Here is a 15,451-nt window from a genome sequence, read left to right as displayed (position 1 = left end):
CATCCCTCACAGGATTCACATAATCCAGCTACAGAAATTGACCCGTCCATGACGACAAGGGGACGGATCTTCGTCCCATTTGTTGTCATGATCGCGTCATCATCCTGCTCCAGCCAACCCCCCACGGAAGGCATCACGTTGAAGAAGCTCCTCACGGCGCTCAAGAGATGCGCCGTCGTCGGCGCCGCCGCGCTCGCCATCGCCAGTCTTCAGCCCGTCACGGCCGCGCAGGCGGCGCCCTCGCCCGTCGTCGGCGGGACGCGGGCCGCACAGGGCGAGTTCCCGTTCATGGTCCGGCTGTCGATGGGCTGTGGTGGTGCGCTCTACACCCAGCAGATCGTGCTGACGGCCGCCCACTGTGTGGGCTCGACCGGCTCCAACACCAGCATCACCGCCACCGCCGGTGTCGTGGACCTGCAGTCCACCAGCGGCCGGGTCCAGGTCAGGTCCACGTACGTCTACCGGGCGCCCGGCTACAACGGCGACGGCAAGGACTGGGCCCTCATCAAGCTCGCCCAGCCGATCAACCTGCCCACGCTGAAGATCGCCACGACCACGGCGTACAACAACGGCACCTTCACCGTGGCCGGCTGGGGCGCGGCCACCGAGGGCGGGGCCCAGCAGCGCTACATGCTCAAGGCCACCGTGCCGTTCGTGAGCGACGCGACCTGCCGTTCCTACAGCGGCTACAGCGGGCTCATCGCGAGCGAGGAGATCTGCGCCGGCTTCTCCTCAGGCGGCGTCGACACCTGCCAGGGCGACTCCGGTGGCCCGATGTTCCGCCGGGACAACGCCAATGAGTGGGTCCAGGTCGGCATCGTCAGCTGGGGCATCGGCTGCGCCCGCCCCAACGCCCCCGGTTTCTACACGGAGGTCTCCACCTTCGCCTCGGCCATCGCCTCCGCGGCGGCCGGTCTCTGACGTACGGCGTACACGCGCGCTGACGTACGACGTACGACGCACACGCGTTCACGGGCCCGGCGCCGCTCAACGCCGGGCCCGCTCCATGGTGGTCATGAGTGCTGGTGCCGGTCAGAAGCCTCCGAAGTCGCCGCCGCCGAAATCGCCGCCCCCGAAGTCCCCTCCGCCGAAGCCGCCGGTGAAGTCGTCGGTGTTGAAGTCGGCGCCCGAGACATCGCCGCCGTCGTAGCCGGCCGCCGCGCCGAAGTCTCCGTAGCCGGAGCCGTACATCGCGGCGTAGGAGGGGGTGGCCATCATGCTGCCGAGCATCGTGCCGACCAGGAGGCCGGGGAGGAGGCCGCCGCCGAAGTAGCCGCCCGCCCAGGGGCCGTAGGCCGGGCCCGCGTCCCAGTAGGGGCGGCGTCCGCCGTAGGCCGTCTCGACCTCACGGATCATCGGGTCCCGGCCGTCGGCGAGTCGGGCCCGGTCCGCCGCGCAGACCGGTACCTCGCGTTCCGCGCCCTGGGCCGGGGTCCAGGACACATCGGCGACCGAGGGGCCGTGGCGGGGGTCGAAGAAGCAGGGCGGCCGGCGCTCGGGGAGGGGGCCGCCTTCGCGTCGGGCGGACAGTTGGGCGAGGGAGAAACGGCCGTCCTCCAGCGCCCGGGTGACCGCGCGGACGTCCTCGGGGCGGGTGGCCGCCGCCATCAGGGCCTTGGACTCCTCGTACGCGTCCAGGGCCCGTTCGTAGTCGGCGCGCATCGCGTCGTCGGCGCCCGCCTCGGCGGGGTGGAAGTCGAGGTGGTCCAGTTCCTCGCCGAAGGCCGTGATGTCCTCGTCGACGACGATCTGGAGCTTCCGCAGGGCCTCCTGGCGCTCCTCCTCCTTGCGGCGGCGGTTGCGGCGTACCAGGGCGTACGCGCCCACGCCGCCCGCGGCCACCACCGCACCGGCCGTCGCCAGGGCACCGACGTCCACGCCGCTGTCACCGCCGCCGCCCCAGCTCGACGGGGCCGAGCCGCCGGGGTTGCTGCGCAGGGCGTCGTCCACGAAGTCGTTGAGCTGGGCCTTGGCGTCGCCGGCGCTCTGTACCGAGGTGACCAGGTTCGACACCGCCTGACCGCTCAGGACACTGCTGTCGGCCCTGGCGTCGAAGCGGTCGCCGAGGCGGACGGCGTAGAGGCCGGTGATGCCCGTCTCGGTGCGAAGGTTCTGGAAGAGGTTCTCGGTGGGCTGGTCGGAGGGGAGGACCGCCACGAAGATCGGCTCGTCGGCGTCCCTGATCTTGTCGGCGAGCGCGTCGGCGTCGGCGGAGGAGAGCTGGTCCTGCGCGGCAGGATCCACATAGACGGGATTCTCGCGGAGGGACTGGGCGACGGTGGAGAGATCGGTGGCCGCCTGGGCGCCGGGCACGCCCATCGTCAGCACCGCCAGGGCCGCCACGAAGAGCGGCGCGATCAGCAAGCGGATCAGACGGGAGACCGATGCGCCCTTCATATCTTCGACGCTACCGCGATTGCCGCCAAAACGGACGATCCGGCCGGCGGGGAAATCGGCGGGGAAACGGGAGGAGCGCGCTCCACCCTGCCGGAGAAGAGCGCTCCACCTCGCCGGAGGAGAGCGCTCCACCTCGCTGGGGGGAAGCGCTCCACTCCGCCGACCGAGGTCATTCCACCCCGGTCCCCGGGTCGTCACACCGCTCGGTACGCCTCCCCCAGCTTTGCCAGCGCCTCCGTGTAGCGGCCCTTCAGGAGGAGGTGGTCGGCCTCCGCGAAGGGCTTCGCGACGGCGGCCGTCATTCGGGCCTCCGGGCCGACCTTCTGCTGGACCCGTAGCCGCGCCCGCTCCACCGAGGCCCGGCGCACGCCCTGCCCGTCGGCGGCCCGGCGCACGCCCTCCCCCTCGGCGACCTCGCCCCGTGTCCTCGTCGTCAGCCCCCACCCGTACGGGAACTGCGGATCGTACGACGCGTCGCCCACGTTGATCGGGAGCTGGGCCTCCGACCGGGGCCAGGTGACCGGGAGCCGGCCGGTGAACGGGCGCTCGCCGTAGAGGACGTCCGCGACGCCGTCGCCCTCGGTGCCCGGGAGCCAGGAGGCGACCACGGCGTCCATGGCGTCGAGCCGGTCGCCGATCAGCTGCGGCCGGCCGGAGACGATCAGGACCACGCACTCCATGGCGGCGCAGACCTTGTCGACGGCCGTCCTGTCGGCGGCGCTCAGCTCCAGGTCGTGGCCGTTGCCGACATCGCCGAAGCCCTCGGCGTACGGGGTCTCGCCGACGACGACCACACCCACGTCATGGCCGGTGGTCGGGGCGGAGGCGTCCTTCGAGTACGTCACCCTGTCGGTGCCTCCGACCCTCCGCATCGCCTCCAGAATCGTCGTGCCCTCGGTGATGTCGCCGGAGGAGCCCTGCCAGGTGAGGGTCCAGCCGCCGCTCTGGTTGCCGATGTCGTCGGCGTTGGAACCGGCCACGTACACCTTCTGGGACTTCCTCAGCGGCAGCACGCCGCCCTTGTTCTTCAGCAGGACCTGGGACTTCGCCACCGCCTCGCGGGCCGCCGCGCGATGGGCGGGCGAGCCGATGTCGTCGACGCGGGTCGTGTCGGCGTAGGGCTGTTCGAACAGGCCCAGCTTGAACTTCTGGGTGAGGACGCGGGAGACGGCGTCGTCGATCCGGCGTTCGGTGACACGGCCCGCCCTCACCTCGTCGACGAGGACGCGGTGGAAGTCGCCGTACGCGTACGGGACCATGATCATGTCGAGGCCCGCGTTGACGGACGTACGGACGTCGCTCGCGTAGTCGCCGGGGATCTGGTCGATGGCCTGCCAGTCGCTGATGACGAAGCCGTCGAAGTCCATACGGTTCTTGAGGACGCCGTTGATCATGTCGGCGCGGGCGTGCATCTTCACCGCGCCCTTGCCGTCGCCGAGGATGTCGAGGGACGAGAAGGACGGCATGACCGAGCCGACGCCGCGGTTCACGGCCTCCGCGTACGGGGCGAGGTGGACGGCCTCCAGTTCCTGCCGGGTGACCTTGGTGATGCCCTGGTCGATCGTGTACGTACCGGTCGTGGACGAGCCGTACGCGGTGCCGCCGTCGCCCACGAAGTGCTTGGCGGTGGCGAGGACCTTGTCGTTCCGGTCGAGATCACGTCCGTCGGGGGCGCCCTGGAGGCCCTGGATGATCGTCTCCATGGACTCGACGAGCGCCGGGTCCTCGCCGAAGGACTCGTAAGCCCTCCCCCAGCGGTCGTCGCGGGTCACGCACAGACAGGGCGAGAAGTCCCAGGGGACGCCGGTGGCGCGGGTCTCGGCGGCCGTCAACGCGCCCATTTCGTACGCCAGTCGCGGGTCCCTGGTCGCGCCCAGGCCGATGTTGTGCGGGGTGATGGTGGCGCCGGCGAGGTTGTTGTGGCCGTGGACCGCGTCCACTCCGTAGATCAGCGGGATCTGCAACCTCGTTGTCATCGCCCGGAGTTGGAAGCCGTCGATCATCTCGGCCCAGGCCTCGGGGGTGTTCCGCGCCGGGGTCGAGCCGCCGCCGGAGAGGACCGAGCCGAGGGTGTACTGGGTGATGTCGTCCGGGGTGGCGAGCGCTCCGCGTTCGGCCTGGGTCATCTGGCCGGCCTTCTCCTGAAGGGTCATCCGGGAGAGGAGGTCGGCGACGCGTTTCCGCACCGGGAGCCTCGGGTCCAGATAGGGCAGGCCGTGGGCGCCGATGACGACGGTCGGGTTCTCGGCGGGGGCCTCGGCGCCGGTGACCGTGAGGGCGAGCGGGATCGTCTCGGCCGTCTCCGCCGCCCTGTCGGGCAGGGTGCGTACGGCGATGGTGCGGGTGGTGCCGGACGGGGTGCCCGCCGGGAAGGTGAAGGTGCCGGTGGCCGGGGCGCGGTCGGCGGCGGAGGCCGTACCGGACGGCGGTGTCCCGTAGGCCACGGTGACCGGCTCGGCGACCGTGCCGGTGACGGTGACCCGGACACGGGCCGTGTCTCCCTCGGACACGGGGTACAGGCCGGCGTCGGTGGTCACCTTCGCGGGCGCGGCGGCCGTCGCCGTCGGCGTGAACGACAGCGGGACAAGGCCGGAGAGCAACGCGGCCGAGACCAGCAGGGACGTTCTTCGGTTCCGCATCGGGTTTCCCTCCACCGAAACTCCAGGACCTGTCGTCGCGCCGAACTCCCGTATCCCTTTTGTGACTTGATGGGAGTCAACTGTCGGCTTGGGCGGGCGTCAAGACGCCTGTACAACCGTTCGGGAGGCGTGCGGGTCACGCGGAGCGGCAGGGGGAACGGGGGGGTGAGCGGAATGCGCGGGGCACGGCGAGGGCTGCTGGGCGTGGTGGGTGCGTTCGCGGTCGCGGTGGGGGTGAGCGGGTGTTCGCCGGAGGAGTTGGCGTTGGCGGCCGTGACGGTGGGTGAGGACGGGGTGCCGCGTGCGCTGCTGCGGCCGTGTGGCGACGACGGGTATCTGGGGCCGACGCTCACGGGCTGGAAGGGGTCGGATGAGGACGAGCCGGGTGACGGGGAGCCCGATGCCACTGTGTGGAAGGCGAAGGGTGAGCGGTCGGGGGATGCGGAGTTTCCGCTCTTCTCGCCGCCGGGCGAGTGGGATGTGGAGCGCGAGGGGGAGCAGCGGCTGGTGTCCACGCATACCTATCGGCTCGGCTTCGGTCACTACGACGACAGGCACTACAACGGTTCCGTCGTCTTCACCGTGGCGGATCTTGAGGGGCTGGCGCCGGGGCGGGTCTGGGCCGACGGTCGGGGGATGAGCCTCGGCGAGTTCGAGGGGCTCGCCGAAGGGGCGTGCTGACCTCGGTCGACGGGGGTTTTTCGCCCCCGCCGCCCCTACCCGTCCCATCCCCAGGGGCTGCGCCCCTTCGACCCCGCAAGGGGTCGTTCGTCGGGTGCGGGTGGGTGGGGGCTTGTCGCGCAGTTCCCCGCGCCCCTATTAGGGGCGCGGCTGAGGTGAGCGCAGGGTATTGCGTGAACGCGCGGCTTTACTCCGCCGGTTCCACGCCTGCCCTCAGCAGGCCGTACGTGTACGCGTCCTCCAGGGCCTGCCAGGAGGCGGCGATGACGTTGTCGGCTACGCCCACCGTGGACCATTCGCCGGTGCCGTCCGTGGTGGCGATCAGGACGCGGGTCGTGGAGTTGGTGCCGTGCTTGCCCTCCAGGATGCGGACCTTGTAGTCGACGAGGTCCAGCTTGGCGAGCTGCGGGTAGATCTTCTCCAGGGCGACGCGGAGGGCGCGGTCGAGGGCGTTGACCGGGCCGTTGCCCTCGGCGGTGGCGACGATGCGCTCGCTCTTGGCCCAGAGCTTGACGGTGGCCTCGTTGGCGTGGCTGCCGTCGGGGCGGTCCTCGACGATGGCCCGCCAGGACTCGGTGCGGAAGTAGGACAGGGGCTTGCCCGCCACCTCGGCGCGGAGGAGGAGTTCGAAGGAGGCGTCGGCCGCCTCGTACGTGTAGCCCCTGAGTTCGCGCTCCTTGACCCGCTCGACGACCCGGCCGACCAGTTCGCGGTCGCCGCCGAGGTCGACGCCCAGCTCCTTGCCCTTGAGCTCGATGGAGGCGCGGCCCGCCATGTCGGAGACCAGCATCCGCATGGTGTTGCCGACCTGCTCGGGGTCGATGTGCTGGTAGAGGTCCGGGTCGACCTTGATCGCGGAGGCGTGCAGGCCCGCCTTGTGGGCGAAGGCGGAGACACCGACGTACGGCTGGTGCGTGGAGGGGGTGAGGTTGACGACCTCGGCGATGGCGTGGGAGATGCGGGTCATCTCGCGCAGGGCGCCCTCGGGGAGGACCTTCTTGCCGTACTTCAGCTCCAGCGCGGCGACGACCGGGAAGAGGTTGGCGTTGCCGACGCGCTCGCCGTAGCCGTTGGCGGTGCACTGCACATGGGTGGCGCCCGCGTCGACGGCGGCGAGTGAGTTGGCGACCGCGCAGCCGGTGTCGTCCTGGGCGTGGATGCCGAGGCGGGCGCCGGTGTCGGCGAGGACCGTCGACACCACCGCCTGGACCTGCGCCGGCAGCATGCCGCCGTTGGTGTCGCACAGGATGACGACGTCGGCGCCGGCCTCGGAGGCGGTGCGGACGACGGCCTTGGCGTACTCGGGGTTGGCGCGGTAGCCGTCGAAGAAGTGCTCGCAGTCGACGAAGACCCGGCGGCCCTGTTCGCGCAGGTAGGAGACGGTGTCGCGGACCATCTCCAGGTTCTCGTCCAGCGTCGTGCGCAGGGCCAGCTCGACATGGCGGTCGTGGGACTTCGCGACCAGCGTGATCACCTGGGCACCGGAGTCGAGGAGCGCGTTGACCTGGGCGTCCTCGCTGGCCTTGCCGCCCGCGCGACGGGTGGCGCCGAAGGCGACCAGCTGGGCGTGCTTGAAGTCGATCTCCTTCTGGGCACGGGCGAAGAACTCGGTGTCGCGCGGGTTGGCGCCCGGCCAGCCGCCCTCGATGAAGCCGACGCCGAAGTCGTCCAGGTGCCGTGCGATGGCCAGCTTGTCCGCGACCGTGAGGTTGATGCCCTCGCGCTGGGCACCGTCGCGCAGGGTGGTGTCGAAGACGTGGAACGAGTCGTCGAGTTCGCTGGTTACCGTCATGGTGTTCAAGGCTCCTGCTGTTGGAGATCCCGTTGGATCGCGGTCTACCGGAATGACCGGCTCCACCGTCCCCAATGATCCCTCGCGCTGCGCTCCCGGCTGAAGGTGGGCCAGAAAAGCGAAAAACCTCTCGCGGGTGCGAGAGGTCTGCGCGCGGGTCGAGGACGACGGTGTCCGCCTGTACCTGGTCGTACGAGGCGATCACTGCGGACCGGCGCGCCTGCTGCCAATAATCGTGGCGAACGAGAGCACGGGGGCAGTGTGGCACACTGCGGCCTTGCGTTCACTGGCCGTCTCAGGATGCGAACGATGGCCTGCGTGGGCGCCTTATAGCTCGGGGGTGGGGGGGTCGTTGGCGACTGCGGGTTGGGGGTGGCTGGTCGCGCCCACGCGGCGGAGCCGCATATCGGTACAGCCCCGCGCCCCTGAAAAATGCGGGGGCTGCGCCCCGCATTTTTCACCGGCCCGCAGGGGCCGTGTCCTTCAGGGGCGCGGGGAACTGCGTGAGCAACCCCCACCCACCCGCACACGCTCGGCAGCCCAAAAGGAAAGGCAAGGAGTTCGTCTTCTCCTTGCCACTCTCAACCTATAGCGCACCCGGGGGCTTGCGGCAAGGCCCTGGGCGTCCCGCACAATCAACGCCCTGAGCCGGAGAGCCTACGGAGTTGACGCCTTGAACCCCCTGATCACCAGCGCCTTCGACCTTCCCGAGCGGCTCGCCGCCAAGGCCGAGCCCGCGTTGATCGCCGACGACGAGCGGCACTTCGCGGCCGTCGCCCGGTGTCTGGAGGAGTCGATCGCCGAGTTGTCCGAACGGCTGGCCACCGTACGCAAGGCCCCCGGCGGTATCGGGCAGGAGGCGATGGACCGGGACATCGAGGTGCACCGGCTGACCGCCAGGCTGCGCACCCTGCGCCGCTTCGGTCTCGATCTGTGCCTTGGGCACATGGTCGGCGCGGACGGCGCCGAGCCCGTGTACGTCGGACGGCTCGGCCTCACCGACGCGACGGGCCGTCGGCTGCTGCTGGACTGGCGTTCCCCGGCCGCCGAGCCGTTCTTCGGGGCGACGCACGCCCAGCCGATGGGACTGGCGAGCCGTCGCCGCTACCGCTGGACGGGCGGCCGGATCAGCGACTACTGGGACGAGGTGTTCAGCCCCGACGGGTTCGCCGGGCACCATGCCTCGCTCGACGACCAGTCCGCGTTCATCGCCAGCCTGGGCGGCGACCGTTCGCCCCGGATGCGGGATGTGCTCGGCACCATCCAGGCCGACCAGGACGCCATCATCCGCGCCAGTTCACGCGGGGCGCTCGTCGTGGACGGCGGCCCGGGCACGGGCAAGACGGTCGTCGCCCTGCACCGCTCCGCCTACCTCCTCCATGCCGACCCCCGGCTCGGTCACCGCCGGGGCGGCGTCCTCTTCGTCGGCCCGCACCGGCCGTATCTGGACTATGTCTCGGACGTCCTGCCCAGCCTCGGCGAGGAGGGTGTGCAGACGTGCGTCCTGCGGGACCTCGTCGACGAGGGGGCCGCGGCGACGGTCGAGACGGACCCGGAGGTGGCCCGGCTGAAGTCGTCGGCGCGGCTGGTGGGGGCGATCGAGAAGGCCGTCCGGTTCTACGAGGAGCCGCCGAGCGAGGGGATGACGGTCACCACGCACTGGTCGGACATCTGGCTGAGCGCCCGGGACTGGGCCGTGGCGTTCGAGGCCGCCGAGCCCGGCACTCCGCACAACGAGGCGCGCGGCCAGATCTGGGACGAGCTGCTGACGATCCTGGTCGACAAGCACGAGGGCGACACGTCCTCGGACGATCCGGACGGCGGCGAGGTCCCGGACGCGCTGCTCCGCCGCTCGCTGTCACAGAACAGGGAACTGCTCACGGCCTTCAATCGCGCCTGGCCCGTGCTCGAAGCGGCCGACCTCGTCGGGGACCTGTGGTCGGTCCCGGCGTATCTGCGGATGTGCGCGCCCTGGCTCGACCGCGACGACGTACGACGGCTGCAGCGCGCCGACGCGCAGGCGTGGACGGTGTCCGACCTGCCGTTCCTGGACGCGGCCCGGCAGCGGCTCGGCGACCCGGAGGCGTCGCGCCGCAAGCGCCGCAACGAGGCCGCGCTCGCCGCCCAGCGGGAACGTATGGCGCGGGTCGTCGACAATCTGATCGAGGCCGACGACGGCTCCGACCCCTATGGCGGGGGCCTGGTCACGATGTTGCGCGGTCAGGACGCCCAGGTCTCGCTGGTCGACGAGTCCGAGCTGTCCGGCGCCGAACCGGATCGGCTCGCCGGGCCGTTCGCCCACATCGTGGTGGACGAGGCACAGGAACTGACGGACGCGGAGTGGCAGATGCTGCTGGCCCGCTGCCCCTCGCGCAGCTTCACCATCGTCGGCGACCGCGCCCAGGCCCGGCACGGGTTCACCGACTCATGGCGGGAGCGGCTCGAACGTATCGGCCTGGACCGCATCGAGCTGGCCTCCCTCACCGTCAACTACCGGACGCCGGAGGAGATCATGGCGGAGGCCGAGCCGGTCATCCGGGCGGTGCTGCCGGACGCCAACGTACCGACGTCCATCCGCAGCGGTGGCCTTCCCGTCGTCCATGGCTCGGCCGGGGAGCTGGAGCAGGTCCTGGAGGGCTGGCTGGCCAAGCACACCGAAGGCATCGCGTGCGTCATCGGCGCCCCGACCACCTTCCGCCCGACGAATCCCCGGGTCCGCTCCCTGACCCCGGCCTTGTCGAAGGGCCTCGAATTCGACTTGGTGGTTCTGGTCGACCCCGAGAGCTTCGGCGACGGCATCGAGGGAGCGGTGGACCACTATGTGGCGATGACACGGGCGACGCGGCAGTTGGTGGTGCTCAGCAGCTGAGAGCCGTATTGGCTTCGGGGGGGCCGCGCCCCGTCTTTTAGGGGCGCGGGGCTGTGTCAATATGCGGCTCCGCCGCGCGGGCGCGACAAGCCACGACGGCGCAGCAGACGAAAACCCACGCATCCCGCCCCCACGGCGGAGCCCTCAGCTCAGGACATGCATCCACCCGTGCTTGTCCTCAACCGTCCCCCGCTGAATGTTCAGCAGAGCCTCACGCAGCTTGACGGTGACGGGCCCGGGCTCGCCGCCCGACTGGGTCCACTGGCCGCCGGTGCGCTTGACCGTACCGACGGGCGTGATGACGGCCGCGGTCCCGCAGGCGAAGACCTCGGTGAGGGTGCCGTTCTCGGAGTCGGCCTGCCACTGGTCGATGGAGATACGGCCCTCCTCGGCGGTGTAACCGAGGTCGGCGGCGACCGTGAGGAGCGAGTCGCGGGTGACGCCCTCCAGGATGGAGCCCGTGAGGGAGGGCGTGACGATGCGGTCGCCGTACACGAAGTACAGGTTCATCCCGCCCAGTTCCTCGACCCACTTGCGCTCGACGGCGTCGAGGTAGCAGACCTGGGCGCAGCCCTCGGCGGCGGCCTCGGCCTGGGCGAGGAGGGACGCGGCGTAGTTGCCGCCGGTCTTGGCGTCGCCCATGCCGCCGGGGACGGCGCGGACGTGGTCCTCGGAGACCCAGATGGAGACGGGCTTGACGCCGCCGGGGAAGTAGGCGCCGGCCGGGGAGGCGATCACCATGAACAGATACTCGTTGGCCGGCTTGACGCCCAGGCCGACCTCGGTGGCGATCATGAAGGGGCGGAGGTAGAGGGACTCCTCGCCGCCGTGGGCCGGGACCCAGGCATGGTCCTGTCCGACCAGCGCGTCACAGGCCTCGATGAACGTCTCGACCGGCAGCTCCGGCATACCGAGCCGGCGGGCGGAGGCCTGGAAGCGCTTGGCGTTCTTCTCGGGGCGGAAGGTGGCGACGGAGCCGTCGGGGCGGCGGTAGGCCTTGAGCCCCTCGAAGATCTCCTGCGCGTAGTGCAGGACCATGGTGGCCGGGTCGAGGGAGATCGGCGCGTACGGAACGAGCTGGCCGTCGTGCCAGCCGCGGCCCTCGGTCCACTTGATGACGACCATGTGGTCGGTGAAGTGGCGGCCGAAGCCGGGGTCGGCGAGGATCGCCTCGCGCTCCGCGTCGGAGAGTGGCGAGGCCGAGGGCTTGAGCTCGATCGTGGGCGTCGTCATGAGTCGGAATCCTTCGCTTCCTGGCATACGGCGGGGCAGCTCCGGTCGTTCGGCCGGGGGTCCGGGGGTTGTCCCCCGGAAGATGCAGCACCGGTTGTTGTGACGGGCCGCGCTCACATCCGTACTGCCAGTGGCGAGTGCTAGGACGTCCGAGCATTCCCTCATTCGGCGGCTCCGCGTTCGATTATCGCAAGCGGAGTCGGCGGAAGAAAACGGCGTGAATGCGACCCTGGGGATGATGGTGACACCCGACGGGGACATGCGGAAGCCGCCGGGTGCAGGAGTGACCCGGCGGCTTCGAAACGCTTCGAGAGGTGAGGCTCTCAGTTGTGAGGCTTCGAGTGGCGCGGCCGGATCAGCCGGCTACTCGTGCGGCGAGGGCTTCGCCGATCTCGTCCGTGGAGCGGGCGGGCTTGCCCACGCGCTCGACGAGGTCGGCGGCGACCGCCTCGTCGATGCGGTCGGCCTCGGCCTCGTAACCGAGATGGCGCAGGAGCAGGGCGACGGACAGGACGGTGGCGGAGGGGTCGGCCTTGCCCTGGCCGGCGATGTCGGGCGCGGAACCGTGGACCGGCTCGAACATCGACGGGTATTCGCGGGACGGGTTGATGTTCCCGCTCGCGGCGACGCCGATGCCGCCGGAGACGGCCGCGGCGAGGTCGGTGATGATGTCGCCGAAGAGGTTGTCGGTGACGATCACATCGAAGCGCTCGGGCTGCGTGACCAGGTAGATGGTCGCCGCGTCCACGTGCATGTACTCGGTGGTGACCTCGGGGAACTCCTCGGCCACCTTGTTGAAGATGTTGGTCCACAGGTGGCCCGCGAAGGTCAGCACGTTGTTCTTGTGGATCAGCGCGAGCTTCTTGCGGGGGCGGGCCTGGGCGCGGGCGAAGGCGTCCCGGACCACGCGCTCGACACCGAAGGCCGTGTTCACGGAGACCTCGGTGGCGACCTCGTGCTCGGTGCCCTTGCGGATCGTGCCGCCGTTGCCGGTGTACGGGCCCTCGGTGCCCTCGCGGACCACGACGAAGTCGATGCTGGGCTCACCGGCGAGCGGGGTGCTCACGCCGGGGAGGAGCTTCGACGGACGCAGGTTGACGTGGTGGTCGAAGGCGAAGCGGAGCTTCAGCAGGAAGCCGCGCTCCAGGACGCCGGACGGCACGCTCGGGTCGCCGATGGCGCCGAGCAGGATGGCGTCGTGCTGCTTGAGCGACTCCAGGTCCGCGTCGGTGAGGGTCTCACCGGTGGCGTGGTAGCGCTTGGCGCCGAAGTCGTACTCCTTGGTCTCCAGCTTCACATCCTGCGGCAGGACGGCGGAGAGGACCTTGAGACCCTGGGCCACGACTTCCTGACCGATGCCGTCACCGGGGATCACTGCGAGATCGATGCTGCGAGACATGACGGCACCGTACTCCTGGTCCCACGGGATGACACGGCTTGTCCGCCATACGGACACCCGGGAGGGTGACAACTCCCACAAGTCGCCGTGCGTTCACCCGTATGTGTAGCGGCTGTTGGCCTCCACTGGGAAGTTCAACCGCATGGACATTCCCGACTTCGGCATTCCGCCGCAGCTCGCGCGCCGGATGAGCATGGCCGAGCAGCACGAGTATCTGCGGACGAAGCTGACGCGGCGCCGCACGCTGGTGACGGCGGGCGCGGTGGCGGCGGGCGGGCTGCTGACCGGATGCGGCGACTCCGGTACGCCCGGCGGCTCGTCGAGTTCCCCGCGCGCGACGGCCTCGGCCACCTCCAAGGCGCCGGGCTCGGCCGTCACCCCCTTCGGCCGCCATCTCGCTTTCGGCGCCGACCCCAGAACGCAGATGCGGATCTCCTGGCAGGTGCCGCTCGCGGTGAAGAAGCCGTACGTCCGCGTCGGCACCAAGCCGGACGAGCTGAGCCAAAAAATCGAGGCCGAGGTGCGGAATCTGCACACGCCCGGCGTCGAGGGCGTACGCCTGGAACTCGACCAGTACTACGTGCACGCCGCCCTGGACGATCTGCTCCCCGGCACGACGTACTACTACGGCGTCGGCCACGAGGGCTTCGACCCGGCGTCCCCGGAGCGCCGCTCGACGATCGAGTCGTTCCGTACGGCGCCGGCGAACCCGGCGAGCTTCGTGTTCACGGCCTTCGGCGACCAGGGCGTGGGCAAGGCGGCCGCCGCCAACGACAACGTCATCCTGCGCCAGAATCCCGCGTTCCACCTCCACGCCGGGGACATCTGCTACGCGAACGTCAACGGCAAGGGCGTCGAGCAGGACGGCTACGACCCCGGTTTCTGGGATCTGTTCCTCAAGCAGAACGAGACGGTCACCAAGTCCGTGCCCTGGATGGTGACGACGGGCAACCACGACATGGAGGCCTGGTACTCCCCCGACGGCTACGGCGGCCAACTCGCCCGCTGGTCCCTCCCGGACAACGGCTTCGCCCCCGAATCGTCGCCGGGCGTCTACGCGTTCACCTACGGCAACGTGGGTGTCGTGGCCCTGGACGCCAACGACGTGTCGTACGAGATCCCGGCCAACTTCGGCTACTCGGGCGGCAAGCAGACGGCGTGGCTGGACGAGAGGCTGGGTGAGCTGCGGGCGTCGAAGGCCGTGGACTTCATCGTCGTCTTCTTCCACCACTGCGCTTACTCGACCTCCGCGCACGCCTCCGACGGCGGGGTCCGCGCCGAGTGGCTGCCGCTGTTCGCCGAGCACGAGGTGGACCTGGTGATCAACGGGCACAACCACGTCTACGAACGCACCGACGCCATCAAGGAGGACGGCGAGGTCGGCCGGGCCGTCCCCATCGGCGCGTCCACCGATCCGACGCGCGACGGCATCGTGTACGTCACCGCCGGGGGCGGCGGCCGTGATCTGTACGGCTTCCCGGCGGGCGTCAAGGAGAGCTACGAGGGGCACGTCACCCGGCACGAGGCCGTCGACACCTTCCAGTGGACCGAGTCGAAGTCCTCGGACCAGGAGACGGTGGAGTGGTCACGCGTGCGCTACCGGGGCTTCTCCTTCCTCAAGGTCGAGGCGGAGGCGGGCACCCGGCCGGTCCTGAAGGTCTCGGCGCTGGCCCAGGACGGCGAGCGCATCGACCACTTCGAGGTGCGGCGCGGGTGATCGAGGACGGCTCAGTGGCCGGTGGAGCCGCCGTTGTCCCTGCGGTCGAGGGCGCGCTGGAGGGCGGCGGCGGCGTTCTTGCGGTCGGACTCGCTCGTCGGTGACACGTGACGGCGGACTCGGCGGCGGACGGTCGTCTCGGCCATGGGAATCGACTCCTTCGAGGCAATCCGGGAGTACGGAAGCGGGGGGATACGAGACTTCCCCACTGCCTTAAGGGCGTGGGAGGTGCCCCCAGGTGGGACGGGGGCGGGAGCCGCAGGGGTGGCCTGCCTCGGGCTCCGGCTCACGACCGCCATTCGCTTGGTCGAGCGAGACGTTCGGCTTCTACAACGCTAAGGGAGGACGGCGTCTCTGTCTCCACAATTACTCGGACTTCCTACTATCTGAGACGGCGCGGCTTCCAGACGACGCCGACAGGAGCGTTTCATCCCTGAATGTCTGGAATGCTGAGAGTCGTCGAGACTCTGCGTAACGGAACGGTGAGGTCATGAACGACACAGCGAAGGTGTTCCTCGAAGGCGGCCCGGACGATCTGCCCGAACGCGTCGTCCAGGCCCCGTCCCCCGGTCCGGATGTGAAGATCGCGCTGCGGAGCGGCTACGAACACTTCAGGCCGACCGCGCGGCAGAGGGACACTCCCGAGGGCAGGCTCCCCGTGTACGAGTGGTGGGAGCGGACGGAGATGCCGGGCTGACGTCCCGTCCATGGGAAGGGAAGAGCC

At 70.1% G+C, this 15,451-nt stretch carries 11 protein-coding genes; 5 read left to right on the top strand and 6 right to left on the bottom strand.

Annotated features, from left to right (window positions below):
• The first annotated feature begins 138 nt into the window (after positions 1 to 138).
• Positions 139 to 921, top strand: coding sequence for a serine protease (locus ACWD4G_RS13000; protein ID WP_451292928.1), 783 nt, complete (start codon positions 139 to 141; stop codon positions 919 to 921).
• A gap of 111 nt (positions 922 to 1,032) precedes the next feature.
• Here the strand turns inward: ACWD4G_RS13000 and ACWD4G_RS12995 are convergent, their stop codons facing one another.
• The gene (locus ACWD4G_RS12995; RefSeq protein ID WP_451292754.1) at positions 1,033 to 2,397 is read right to left on the bottom strand and encodes a hypothetical protein; all 1,365 of its coding nucleotides are present in this window, start codon (positions 2,395 to 2,397) and stop codon (positions 1,033 to 1,035) included.
• 194 nt (positions 2,398 to 2,591) lie between these two features.
• Positions 2,592 to 5,036 carry a glycoside hydrolase family 3 N-terminal domain-containing protein gene (locus ACWD4G_RS12990; protein ID WP_451292753.1) on the bottom strand — a complete coding sequence of 815 codons (2,445 nt, stop codon included), beginning with the start codon at positions 5,034 to 5,036 and terminating at the stop codon, positions 2,592 to 2,594.
• Positions 5,037 to 5,210: 174 nt separating this feature from the next.
• On the opposite strand from ACWD4G_RS12990, the gene ACWD4G_RS12985 reads away from it, so the two are divergent.
• Positions 5,211 to 5,717: a hypothetical protein gene (locus ACWD4G_RS12985; protein WP_451292752.1), complete on the top strand. Its 507-nt coding sequence runs from the start codon at positions 5,211 to 5,213 to the stop codon at positions 5,715 to 5,717.
• Between the two features lie 187 nt (positions 5,718 to 5,904).
• On the opposite strand, the gene cimA is transcribed toward ACWD4G_RS12985, so the two are convergent.
• Positions 5,905 to 7,509, bottom strand: coding sequence for a citramalate synthase (cimA, locus tag ACWD4G_RS12980; protein ID WP_451292751.1), 1,605 nt, complete (start codon positions 7,507 to 7,509; stop codon positions 5,905 to 5,907).
• A gap of 673 nt (positions 7,510 to 8,182) precedes the next feature.
• Here cimA and helR point away from each other — a divergent pair.
• The gene (helR, locus tag ACWD4G_RS12975; protein ID WP_451292750.1) at positions 8,183 to 10,378 is read left to right on the top strand and encodes an RNA polymerase recycling motor ATPase HelR; all 2,196 of its coding nucleotides are present in this window, start codon (positions 8,183 to 8,185) and stop codon (positions 10,376 to 10,378) included.
• Positions 10,379 to 10,522: 144 nt separating this feature from the next.
• Here the strand turns inward: helR and ACWD4G_RS12970 are convergent, their stop codons facing one another.
• Positions 10,523 to 11,611, bottom strand: a complete 1,089-nt coding sequence (locus ACWD4G_RS12970; protein WP_451292749.1) for a branched-chain amino acid aminotransferase — start codon at positions 11,609 to 11,611, stop codon at positions 10,523 to 10,525.
• A 355-nt stretch (positions 11,612 to 11,966) separates the two neighbouring features.
• Positions 11,967 to 13,010, bottom strand: a complete 1,044-nt coding sequence (locus tag ACWD4G_RS12965) for a 3-isopropylmalate dehydrogenase (protein WP_451292748.1) — start codon at positions 13,008 to 13,010, stop codon at positions 11,967 to 11,969.
• A 142-nt stretch (positions 13,011 to 13,152) separates the two neighbouring features.
• On the opposite strand from ACWD4G_RS12965, the gene ACWD4G_RS12960 reads away from it, so the two are divergent.
• On the top strand, positions 13,153 to 14,727 hold the full coding sequence (locus ACWD4G_RS12960) for a purple acid phosphatase family protein (protein WP_451292747.1): 1,575 nt from the start codon (positions 13,153 to 13,155) through the stop codon (positions 14,725 to 14,727).
• Between the two features lie 11 nt (positions 14,728 to 14,738).
• On the opposite strand, the gene ACWD4G_RS12955 is transcribed toward ACWD4G_RS12960, so the two are convergent.
• Positions 14,739 to 14,873 carry a hypothetical protein gene (locus tag ACWD4G_RS12955; RefSeq protein WP_451292746.1) on the bottom strand — a complete coding sequence of 45 codons (135 nt, stop codon included), beginning with the start codon at positions 14,871 to 14,873 and terminating at the stop codon, positions 14,739 to 14,741.
• Between the two features lie 344 nt (positions 14,874 to 15,217).
• Between ACWD4G_RS12955 and ACWD4G_RS12950 the strand changes: the two genes are divergently transcribed.
• Positions 15,218 to 15,424, top strand: a complete 207-nt coding sequence (locus ACWD4G_RS12950; protein ID WP_451292745.1) for a DUF5988 family protein — start codon at positions 15,218 to 15,220, stop codon at positions 15,422 to 15,424.
• Positions 15,425 to 15,451: the final 27 nt, after the last annotated feature.

The sequence above is a fragment of the Streptomyces sp. NPDC002643 genome (assembly GCF_053592555.1).
Note: the sequence above shows the minus strand (reverse complement) of the source record. Positions and strands in the feature narration are given on the sequence as shown.